Source organism: Anaeromonas gelatinilytica (assembly GCF_016820635.1).
GTDB classification, from domain to species: Bacteria; Bacillota; Clostridia; order Tissierellales; family SIT17; genus Anaeromonas; species Anaeromonas gelatinilytica.
The window spans coordinates 1-10,444 of the sequence record NZ_WSFU01000092.1 but is presented as its reverse complement, the minus strand read 5'-3'; the positions used below and the strand labels follow the sequence as shown (position 1 = coordinate 10,444).

Here is a 10,444-nt window from a genome sequence, read left to right as displayed (position 1 = left end):
CTAGAAACGTGTCCGCACAGCTCAAGGAAACCTAGTTTCCCTTCGACGGTGCATAAAACGTGCCCCTGAGCACCCTTCTAATACGGCAGGTGATTACATCCCCTACAACCCATATTTTTTATTGTCTCCCAATATTTTCTATAGTCATTGATAGTTGTACTTATCAATAGTCTAAAACTTTTGTTAAATTAACTTTCCTAGACAATAAAAAAATCAGGTATATACCTGATTTTTTTATTTAAGATATTTAATTGCTATTTTATTTACAAGGCTACCATCCGCTCTACCTTTTATTTGTGGCATTACCTTACCCATTATTTTCCCCATATCTTTCATTGAAGAAGCTCCTACTTCGTCAATAGTCTTTTTAACTATAGTTTCCAGTTCTTCTTCCGATAATTGTGGAGGCAAATATTCCATAAGAATATCTATTTCTTGTTGGGTTTGCTCAACCAAATCATTGCGATTACCTTTTTTGAATTCATTAATAGAATCTCGCTTTTGTTTTACTTGCTTAGATATAATATCTAAAATAGCATTATCATCTAATTCTATTCTTTCGTCAACTTCCTTTTGTTTAATAGCAGATCTTATCATTATAATGGAATTCTTTCTAACCTTATCTTTATTTTTCATAGATAATTTTAAATCATCCATCAATTTAATTTTAAGTGACATCTATTCACCCTCTTAAAACATTATCTTCTTTTTTTATTTTTTCTTCTCGCCGCTTCTGCCTTCTTTTTACGTGCTACGCTTGGCTTTTCATAATGTTCTCTTCTTCTAACTTCTGATAGTACACCACTTCTAGAACATTGTTTCTTAAATCTTCTCAAGGCATTGTCTAATGATTCATTATTCCCAACTTTGATTTCTGCCATTTTTCTCCCTCCCCTCGTTTCTGCAATAATATATAAAATCTTTGCAGTAAGTGGATTTCGGCACTAAATAATTATATCTTATATAGGGATATTCTGCAACTATTTTTATATTTTCAATTTACCAAAGAATTTTTAACCTGGAGGCCAAGTTAAATTTCTACCTCCTAAAACATGAAAATGAAGATGATCAACAGTCTGTCCTCCATTCTCTCCACAATTATTTACAACTCTATACCCTGATTCTTTAATTCCTTTTTCCTTTACTATCTCAGATATAATTTTAAAAATATGAGAAATCAATTCACCATCCTCATCTTCCATTTTATTTAAAGATGATATATGTTTCTTGGGAATAATTAATATATGGACTGGTGCTTTAGCTTCTATATCATTAAAAGCCATAATCAACTCATCCTCATAAACAATTTCTGAAGGTATTTCTTTATTTATTATTTTACAGAAGATACAATCACTCATTCTTTCACCTCCTTAAAAAAATGGATAAAAAAGAGTGTTATTAAATAATATTCTATAGAAAAGTAATATATCCTTTATTTATAAATAACTTCTCCAAGAATATTTTCACCTATTAATTCCTTTAATCTTACTTTAATTATCTGATTTTCTAACTCTTCAGTTCCTTTTACCAATATTCTAATATAATTATCAGTATAGCCTTCCACAAAACCTTCTTTTTTACTTTCACCTTCTACTAATATTTCTCGCGCAGTATTTAAAAAATTTTCTTTAAATATATTTGCTTCCTTCTCTACCAAATCTATTAATTTTTTACTTCTTTCATTTTTTATTGTTCCATGAATTTGATTTTTATGTTTTGCAGCTGGTGTACCTGACCTAGGAGAATACTTGAAAATATGAACATTTGCAAATTTTATTTGTTTTACAAAATCATATGTTTCATTGAATTCAACTTCTGATTCCCCAGGAAATCCTACTATTATATCTGTAGTTATAGCTGCATCCTTCATATATTTTCTTATTAATTCAACTCTTTTTCTATAATCATCAGTGGTATATTTTCTATTCATTCTTATAAGTACTGTATCACTTCCACTTTGTAAAGATAAGTGGAAATGTGGACATACTTTATTTAATTTAGATAATCTACTCATAAATTCTTCTGTAACCAAAGTAGGTTCTAGCGAACTTAATCTTATTCTTCTTAATTTATCTATTTTATGAACTTTTTCTATTACATCAATAAGCCTTTCTTCACCTAAATCCTTACCATAAGATGCTACATGAATGCCAGTTAATACTATTTCTTTAAAACCTTTATCAACTAATATATTCGCCTCTTTGATTATATTTTCCAGTTCTCTACTTCTTATAGGCCCTCTAGCATATGGAATTATACAATAAGAACAATATTGATTACATCCTTCTTGTATTTTTATATATGCTCTAGTATTTTCTTGAATTGAATTTGAACTTATCTCTTCAAATCTTGTAATTTCCATAACATTTTCTACTGCATTTATTTTCTTGTTTTCTTTTTCTGCCTCTTCACATAAATCTACTATTTTATTTTTATCTTTTGTACCTAATATTAAATCTACACCTTCTATATTTATTACCTCATCAGGAGAAATTTGAGCATAACATCCAACTACACATATTATAGCTTCCGAATTTATCTTCTTTGACCTTCTAATAAATTGTCTAGACTTTCTTTCTCCTAAATTAGTAACGGAACAAGTATTTATAACATATATATCTGCTTTTTCATTAGATTCTATTACTTCATATCCTCTATCTCTAAAAATTTCAGCCATAGCATCCGTTTCATATTGATTCACTTTACAACCTAATGTATAAAAAGCTACAGTTTCCATTTATACCACTCCTATATCTCCTAATTCATACATAATAATAGCAATTGTAGTGAGCCCCGCGGTTTCAGTCCTTAATATTCTAGGTCCTAAAGAAACAATTCTTGAATCAATATTTTTCAATTTAGAAATCTCTCTTTCAGTAAATCCACCTTCAGGGCCTATAATTATATTTATATTTTTATTTTCTACTTCACATATAAAACTCTTTATTCCCAATTTATTTTCATCTTCATAAGGTACTATTGTAAAAGAGGAATTTTTATCTATTTCTTCTATTACTTCATCTATACTCATAATACTAGTGACTTCTGGAATAATCCCTCTTTTAGATTGTTTGGATGCTTCTATCGCTATTTTTTTAAACCTATCTATTTTTTTATTTTCTTTCTTTTGATCTTTTATTTTTACAATAGTTCTATCAGTTATCACTGGTACTATTTTCTTAACTCCCAATTCAGTGGCTTTTTGAATTATCATGTCCATTTTTGAACTCTTAGGAAAGCCTTGATATAAAGTGATATTTATATTAGATTCTCTTTTAATATTAATCTCCTTTATTATATTTCCTTTCACTTCTTCATTTGTAATATTAATAATTTTAACTATATATTCATTATCTGTATTATCACATACTGATATTTCATCACTTTTTTTAAGTCTCAATACATTTTTTATATGCTTTACGTCATCACTTTTTATTGTAACAATATCATTCTCTATATCTTTTTTAGAAACAAAAAATCTATTCATTTTCAACTATACCTATCTTTGAAATCAAACAAGCCCATTCACCCATTTTAATCTCATCTATGACTTTTAACCCATTCTTCTCTAATTCTTCCCTTACTTCTCCAATCTTATCAAGAATTATACCAGAAGCTATAAAAACACCATCTTCTTCCATAAATCTTTTTATATCCTTAGCTAAAATCTTTATTACATCAGCTATTATATTTGCTACTACTACATTTGCTCTGCCTTCAACTACATCTAATAGATTACCATGTTTTATTTGAACAGTGTTAGCCACACCATTTTTCTTTATATTCTGTTTGGCTACCCTTACTGAATCTTCATCTAAATCAATTGCTATAGCATTAACAGCACCTAGTTTTGCTGCAGCAATAGCTAAAATCCCGGTCCCACAACCCACATCAAATACAGTATCAAATTTGTGTACATATTTTTCTAATTGTCTAACACACAACATTGTGGTTTCATGAGTTCCAGTACCAAATGCCATTCCTGGATCTAATTCAATTATAACTTCATCTTTATCTTTTTCATAATGTTCCCAGGTAGGCTTTATGACTACTTTTTCTCCTATTTTCTTTGGTTTATAATATTTCTTCCAAGTTTTTGACCAATCTTGTTCTTCTATTTCAGATGTAGTAACTTCACCTAGACCTTTATCTAAATTATAACTAGGTATTTTTTCTATATTTTGTTTTATTAGTTCAATTTTATCTATTAAATCTTCACTTTCTTCAAAATAACCTTTAACTATTGCCCCTTCAAAATTATTTTTTATTAAATTTGGATCTATATAATCCCAACTTTCTGCATTATTCTTAAAAAGAGTTATATCTTTATAATCTTCTATCACTAGTCCTTCTGCTCCCGCCTCGTACAATATATTATTTACAGTCTCCACAGCTTCAGTAGTTGTTCTAACTTGAACTTCGATCCATTTCATATTTTCACATCCCTAAACTTTATTATTATCATTATTATAATATACTAAGTATCTTTTTCAAAATCTATCCATTCATTATATCCTATTTTATAACAAAAAAGCAACTTCTACTATATAATAAATAATCATCCCTTAAGGGATGATTATTTATTATATAGTATTATATTATTACCCAAAAACATCTTTTACTTTATCAAAAAATCCTTTTTTCTGCTCATGAACTGTTTCACCAGTTTTCTCAGCAAAATTTCTTAAAATATCTTTCTGACTTTCATTAAGGTTTTTAGGTACTTCCACAATAACCTTAACATATTGGTCTCCTCTTCCATATCCTCTTACACTAGGTATTCCTTTGTTTTTCAATCTAAACACAGTTCCAGATTGAGTTCCTTCATTTATCTTATATTTTACCTTTCCTTCAAGAGTAGGTACTTCTAATTCATCTCCTAATGCTGCTTGAACAAAAGTTATTGGAAGCTCTAATATAACATCATTTCCATCTCTTTTAAATATTTCATGAGGTAATACATTCATATAGATATATAAATCTCCTCTAGGTCCACCTTTCTCACCAGGCTCTCCTTCTCCTCTTAAAGGTATAACCGATCCAGTATCCACACCAGCTGGAATCTTTATATTAATTCTTTTAGTCTTCTTCTCTTTACCAGTTCCACCACATTTACTACATGGATTTGTGATAATTTTACCACTTCCATTACACTTAGGACAGGTTCTTACATTTACAAATTGTCCAAAAGGTGTATTTTGAGCCTGTTTTATCTCTCCAGTTCCATTACATTGATTACAAGTCTTTTTATCATTAGCAGATTCTGCCCCAATTCCATTACATTTAGAACAATTTTCTGTCCTTCTCACATCAACTTTTTTCTCTGTCCCAAAAGCAGCTTCTTTAAAAGTTACATCAATTGCAATTTTTATATCAGCACCCCTTCTTGGACCGTTTTTTCTTCTTCCTTGAGAAAAACCTCCACCTCCGAAAATATCACCAAAAACATCACCAAATATATCACTAAAATCAAATCCTTGACCACTGAATCCTCCATATCCACCAGCGCCTTGTCCATTTACTCCTGCATGACCAAATTGATCATACTTCTGCCTCTTTTCTGAATTACTTAATACTTCATATGCTTCACTTGCTTCTTTAAATTTAGTTTCAGCTTCATTATTATCAGGATTAAGGTCAGGGTGATATTTCTTCGCAAGTTTTCTATAGGCTCTCTTTATATCTTGATCAGAAGCATTTTTATCTAGGCCTAATATTTCATAATAATCTCTCTTGCTCACCTTTTCACCACCTTCTTTAACTATGTCTTTAAAATACTGAAGCTAAATCACATGATTTAGCTTCAGTTTATAAGACTAATTATTTATCTTCTTCATCATCTACTACTTCATAATCAGCATCTACTACATTATCATCTTGTTGAGATTGTTGATTATTAGCTCCTCCTTGACCTGCTTGTTGCCCCGCTTGTTGAGCCTGTTCATACATTTTTTGTGATATAGTATGGAATTCATTATTTAATTCTTCAGTTTTTGTTTTAATCTCTTCAGTATTATCACTATCTAAAGCTTTCTTAAGTTCTTCAACTTTAGCTTCTACTTTTGCTTTTTCATCATCACTTATTTTTCCTTCCATATCTTTAAGAACTTTTTCGGTTTGATAAACTGTTGATTCAGCATTATTTCTTGTTTCTATGCTTTCTTTTCTTTTCTTATCCTCGTCTTCATGCATTTCTGCATCTTTAATTTTTTGTTCTATTTCTTCATCGGATAGATTTGTAGAAGCTGTGATTGTAATTTTTTGCTCTTTTCCAGTTCCTAAATCTTTTGCCGATACATTTACTATACCGTTAGCATCAATATCAAAAGTTACTTCTATTTGAGGTACTCCTCTTGGTGCTGGTGGTATTCCTGTAAGTTGGAATCTACCTAAAGTAACATTACCCGCTGCCATTTCTCTTTCACCTTGTAATACATGAATATCTACGGCTGTTTGATTATCTGCTGCAGTAGAGAATACTTGGCTCTTATTTGTAGGTATTGTTGTATTTCTTTCTATAAGCTTAGTAAATACTCCACCTAATGTTTCAATTCCTAATGATAATGGTGTAACATCTAATAACAACACATCTTTAACATCTCCACTTAATACTCCAGCTTGAATAGCAGCTCCTAATGATACAACTTCATCAGGATTTACTCCTTTATGAGGATCCTTACCTGTTAATTTCTTTACAGATTCTTGAACTGCTGGAATTCTAGTTGAACCACCAACCAATATTACTTTATCAATTTCTCCAGCCCCAATTCCTGCATCTTTTAATGCAGCTCGTGTAGGTCCCATTGTTCTCTCTACTAAATTAGATGTTAATTCTTCAAACTTAGATCTTTTAATATCTATATTTAAATGTTTTGGTCCCTCTTGAGTTGCAGTGATAAAAGGTAAGTTTACATTAGTTGTTAATGTAGATGATAATTCTTTTTTAGCTTTTTCTGCTGCTTCTTTTAATCTTTGTAATGACATTTTATCTTTTCTTAAATCTATTCCATTTTCTTTCTTAAATTCATCAGCTAAATAATCTATTAAAGCCTCATCAAAATCATCGCCACCTAAATGGTTATCACCTTTGGTTGAGATTACTTCAAATACTCCATCTCCTAAATCTAAAATAGATACATCAAATGTTCCTCCACCTAGGTCAAATACCATTATTTTATGGTGCTCATCTTCTTTGTCTAAACCATAAGCTAAAGAAGCCGCTGTTGGTTCATTTATAATTCTTTTAACATTTAATCCAGCTATCTTACCAGCATCTTTAGTCGCTTGCCTTTGACTATCCGTAAAATATGCTGGTACTGTGATTACTGCATCTGTTACTTTATCTCCTAGGTAATTTTCTGCATCTGATTTCAACTTTTGAAGAATCATTGCAGAAATATCTTGTGGTGTTAAATCTTTACCATCAATTTGTTCTGTATGATTTGTTCCCATATGTCTTTTTATAGACATTATTGTTCTTTCTGGATTTGTAACTGCCTGTCTTTTAGCAGTTTCACCTACTAATCTTTCACCTTCTTTTGTAAAAGCAACTATTGATGGAGTGGTTCTGTTACCTTCTGCATTAGGTATTACTACCGCTTCCCCTCCTTCCATAACTGCTACACATGAGTTTGTTGTTCCTAAGTCAATTCCTATTATTTTACTCATTTTCAAACCTCCCAAACTTTTATTGATTTAGTTAGATACTTTAACCATACTTGGTCTTATTACTTTGTCTTTTAATTTATAACCCTTTTGAAATACATCTATTATTGTATTTTCTTCATATTCATCATTCTCTTCTTGCATAACTGCATGATGTAAATTTGGGTCAAATTTTTCTTCTTTGGCTTTTATTTCTTCTAAACCATTCTTTTCTAGTATATCCATTAATTGCTTATATACCATTATAACACCTTTATAAAAACTATCATCTTCTATTGCTTCATCAACAGATGTAAATGCTCTTTCAAAATTATCTATTACATCTAGCAAATCTGTAACTATCTTTTCATTAGCAAAAGTATAAATAGATGCTTTTTCTTTTTCAACTCTTTTTTTATAATTAGCAAAATCTGCTTGAAGTCTTAAATACCTCTCTTTGTCTTCTTCAATTTCTTTTTCTTCATCTTCTTCTAAATCTTGCTGAGAACTATCAGAATCGTCTTCAATATTTTTTACGTCTTCAATAATTTCTTCTGAATTCTCATCTTGCTCTAAATCTTTTTCTTCTTTTTCCATTTAATTCACCTCTTTAACTATATAGTTATATATTAAAGGAGCTAAATATATTCTAATCTTCCTATTCAAAGTATTTATTTAATATACGTGATAAATCTAAAGAAATACTTTGGACTAGTGGAATAACCTTTGAATATTCCATCCTAGTAGGACCTATAACTCCAATTTTACCAATAGTTTTACCATTAACTTTATAAGTTGCTGTTATTAAACTACAATTTTTAATCTCTTCATAAGAATTTTCTTCACCTATAGTTATTGCTAAATTATTCATACTATTAAATCCATTATTCATTAACATCTCAATTACATTGTCTTTATTTTCAAGAAAAGATATAAATGCTTTAACTCTATCTATATTATTATACTCAGGAAAATCAAATATTTTTGTTATCCCATTAGAATATAGTTCTACAGATTCTTTGCTATTAACAGATTTATTTATATTTTTTATGAGACTTTCTAATATATCTTTAAACTCATACATATCTTTAATAATCTTGACCTGTAAAACATCACCAATATGACCAATTAATTTACCCTTAAGTTTTTCTGTAAGTAAATTAGATATGATATTCAATTGTTCTTTAGATATACTTCTATCTAATCTTAATATAGTATTCTTCACCATACCTGATTCAGTAACAATAACTAATAAAACTCGCATTTCATCTACAGGTACTATCTGTACATGTTTAATTTTACTCAATTTCAACTGAGGTGCAATAGCCAAAGAAGTATAATTAGTTAATTTAGATAATATAGAAGCACTATTTTCTATTAATTCCTCTATCTGTCCTATGCTTTCAATTAGTTTCTTATCAACTTTATTACCTTTCTTTGTATCAATATGACTATTATTAACTAGCCCATTTACATAAAGCCTATAAGCTTTATTAGATGGAATTCTCCCAGCTGATGTATGAGGTTGTAATAAATAACCTAACTCTTCTAAATCAGACATTTCATTTCTAATAGTAGCTGGACTAACACCCAGATCATATTTTTTTGATATGGTTCTAGATCCAATTGGCTCAGCATTTATTATATAATTATGGATGATAGCCTGTAATATTTTTAACTTCCTTTCATCTATTTTCATAGTATCACCCTTTTTATTAAGTTATTAGCACTCTGTAAAGAGGAGTGCTAATATCTATTTAAAAATTATCATTGAATTCACTTTTTGTCAATACCCTATTAAATAAATTCTTTAAATACAATATTTGACAAATCAAATCCTTTTTTCGTTAAGCAAATATTATGTCCTACTCTTTTAAGAAGATAATGGCTTTCATTACATTTAATGGCTTTGCCAAAAACATCATAAATATCATTGTTAAATTTTTGTTTAAATTTTACTTCGGATATTCCTTCCTTTAATCTTAATCCTAAAATCATATATTCTAACATTTTTGTATCCTTATCTATTATTTCCGTATCTTCTATAGGGAATTTATTATTTATAATATTTTTTTTGTAAATATTATAATCTGTAGTATTTCCCCATCTTTTATCAAACATATTTGAATGGGAAGATATCCCTAATCCAATATATGGTTTTAGTGCCCAATAATATACATTATGTTTACATTCAAATCCTTTTTTTGCAAAATTTGATATTTCATATTGATATATATCATTCAACTCTAATAATTCTATTCCTTTATGATACATATCTCTTTCGATATCTTCATTTGGCAAATTAAGTTTTCCTTCTAAGTATCTTTTATAGAATTCAGTTTGCTCTTCAAGCTTTAAACTGTAAAAAGATATATGAGGAATGTCTAACTTTACAATTTTTTTCAATGTATCTAACATATTCTCTAAAGTTTGATCTGGAAGATTAAACATTATATCCGCATTTATATTTTTAAACCCTATTTCTTTAATTAAATAGTAAGTATTCATAAAATCCTCAACGTTGTGTATTCTACCTATGTCTTTTAAAATTCTATTATCCAATGATTGAACGCCCATACTTATTCTATTTATTCCCATTTCTTTATACTTTAAAAGTTTATTTCTATTTAATGTTTTAGGATTTGATTCAATAGTCATTTCTTCTAATTCAACATTAAATTTTTGATATGCTTTATCCAATATTTTATAAATAAACTTATCTTTTACTAGGGAAGGTGTACCGTTGCATAAAATCTATAATTGTCTATAAAAACCTTATAAAAACCTATAAATTTTAATT

The 10,444-nt window shown here is 28.9% G+C and carries 11 protein-coding genes; all 11 read right to left on the bottom strand.

The features are described 5' to 3' along the window. Positions 1-234 precede the first annotated feature (234 nt). Positions 235-678 carry a GatB/YqeY domain-containing protein gene (locus tag GOQ29_RS08030; protein WP_203372137.1) on the bottom strand — a complete coding sequence of 148 codons (444 nt, stop codon included), beginning with the start codon at positions 676-678 and terminating at the stop codon, positions 235-237. A gap of 20 nt (positions 679-698) precedes the next feature. Beyond that, entirely contained in the window at positions 699-881 is a 183-nt protein-coding gene (rpsU, locus tag GOQ29_RS08025; RefSeq protein ID WP_203372136.1) for a 30S ribosomal protein S21, read from the bottom strand. 132 nt (positions 882-1,013) lie between these two features. Continuing rightward, a complete protein-coding gene (locus tag GOQ29_RS08020) occupies positions 1,014-1,358 on the bottom strand; it encodes a histidine triad nucleotide-binding protein (RefSeq protein WP_203372135.1) in 345 nt (114 codons plus the stop codon). A gap of 74 nt (positions 1,359-1,432) precedes the next feature. Then, positions 1,433-2,737 (bottom strand): tRNA (N(6)-L-threonylcarbamoyladenosine(37)-C(2))-methylthiotransferase MtaB, encoded by a 1,305-nt coding sequence (gene mtaB, locus GOQ29_RS08015; protein WP_203372134.1) that lies wholly within the window; start codon positions 2,735-2,737, stop codon positions 1,433-1,435. Further along, positions 2,738-3,487: a 16S rRNA (uracil(1498)-N(3))-methyltransferase gene (locus GOQ29_RS08010; protein WP_203372133.1), complete on the bottom strand. Its 750-nt coding sequence runs from the start codon at positions 3,485-3,487 to the stop codon at positions 2,738-2,740. After that, a complete protein-coding gene (prmA, locus tag GOQ29_RS08005) occupies positions 3,480-4,433 on the bottom strand; it encodes a 50S ribosomal protein L11 methyltransferase (protein ID WP_203372132.1) in 954 nt (317 codons plus the stop codon). Before prmA ends, GOQ29_RS08010 begins: the two co-directional genes overlap by 8 nt. A gap of 168 nt (positions 4,434-4,601) precedes the next feature. Then, positions 4,602-5,741, bottom strand: a complete 1,140-nt coding sequence (gene dnaJ / locus GOQ29_RS08000; RefSeq protein ID WP_203372131.1) for a molecular chaperone DnaJ — start codon at positions 5,739-5,741, stop codon at positions 4,602-4,604. A gap of 79 nt (positions 5,742-5,820) precedes the next feature. Next, positions 5,821-7,668, bottom strand: coding sequence for a molecular chaperone DnaK (gene dnaK / locus GOQ29_RS07995; RefSeq protein WP_203372130.1), 1,848 nt, complete (start codon positions 7,666-7,668; stop codon positions 5,821-5,823). Positions 7,669-7,695: 27 nt separating this feature from the next. After that, complete coding sequence (gene grpE / locus GOQ29_RS07990; protein ID WP_203372129.1) at positions 7,696-8,241, bottom strand: nucleotide exchange factor GrpE; 546 nt, start codon at positions 8,239-8,241, stop codon at positions 7,696-7,698. 61 nt (positions 8,242-8,302) lie between these two features. Then, positions 8,303-9,343: a heat-inducible transcriptional repressor HrcA gene (hrcA, locus tag GOQ29_RS07985; protein WP_203372128.1), complete on the bottom strand. Its 1,041-nt coding sequence runs from the start codon at positions 9,341-9,343 to the stop codon at positions 8,303-8,305. A gap of 98 nt (positions 9,344-9,441) precedes the next feature. After that, positions 9,442-10,398 (bottom strand): radical SAM family heme chaperone HemW, encoded by a 957-nt coding sequence (gene hemW, locus GOQ29_RS07980; RefSeq protein ID WP_203372138.1) that lies wholly within the window; start codon positions 10,396-10,398, stop codon positions 9,442-9,444. Between the last annotated feature and the right edge of the window lie 46 nt (positions 10,399-10,444).

Bases quoted from the DNA above. Each gene is read 5' to 3' on its own strand.
- grpE (WP_203372129.1), bottom strand. From the start codon at position 8,241: ATGGAAAAAGAAGAAAAAGATTTAGAGCAAGATGAGAATTCAGAAGAA.
- GOQ29_RS08010 (WP_203372133.1), bottom strand. From the start codon at position 3,487: ATGAATAGATTTTTTGTTTCTAAAAAAGATATAGAGAATGATATTGTT.
- GOQ29_RS08020 (WP_203372135.1), bottom strand. From the start codon at position 1,358: ATGAGTGATTGTATCTTCTGTAAAATAATAAATAAAGAAATACCTTCA.
- dnaK (WP_203372130.1), bottom strand. From the start codon at position 7,668: ATGAGTAAAATAATAGGAATTGACTTAGGAACAACAAACTCATGTGTA.
- rpsU (WP_203372136.1), bottom strand. From the start codon at position 881: ATGGCAGAAATCAAAGTTGGGAATAATGAATCATTAGACAATGCCTTG.
- mtaB (WP_203372134.1), bottom strand. From the start codon at position 2,737: ATGGAAACTGTAGCTTTTTATACATTAGGTTGTAAAGTGAATCAATAT.
- hrcA (WP_203372128.1), bottom strand. From the start codon at position 9,343: ATGAAAATAGATGAAAGGAAGTTAAAAATATTACAGGCTATCATCCAT.
- prmA (WP_203372132.1), bottom strand. From the start codon at position 4,433: ATGAAATGGATCGAAGTTCAAGTTAGAACAACTACTGAAGCTGTGGAG.
- GOQ29_RS08030 (WP_203372137.1), bottom strand. From the start codon at position 678: ATGTCACTTAAAATTAAATTGATGGATGATTTAAAATTATCTATGAAA.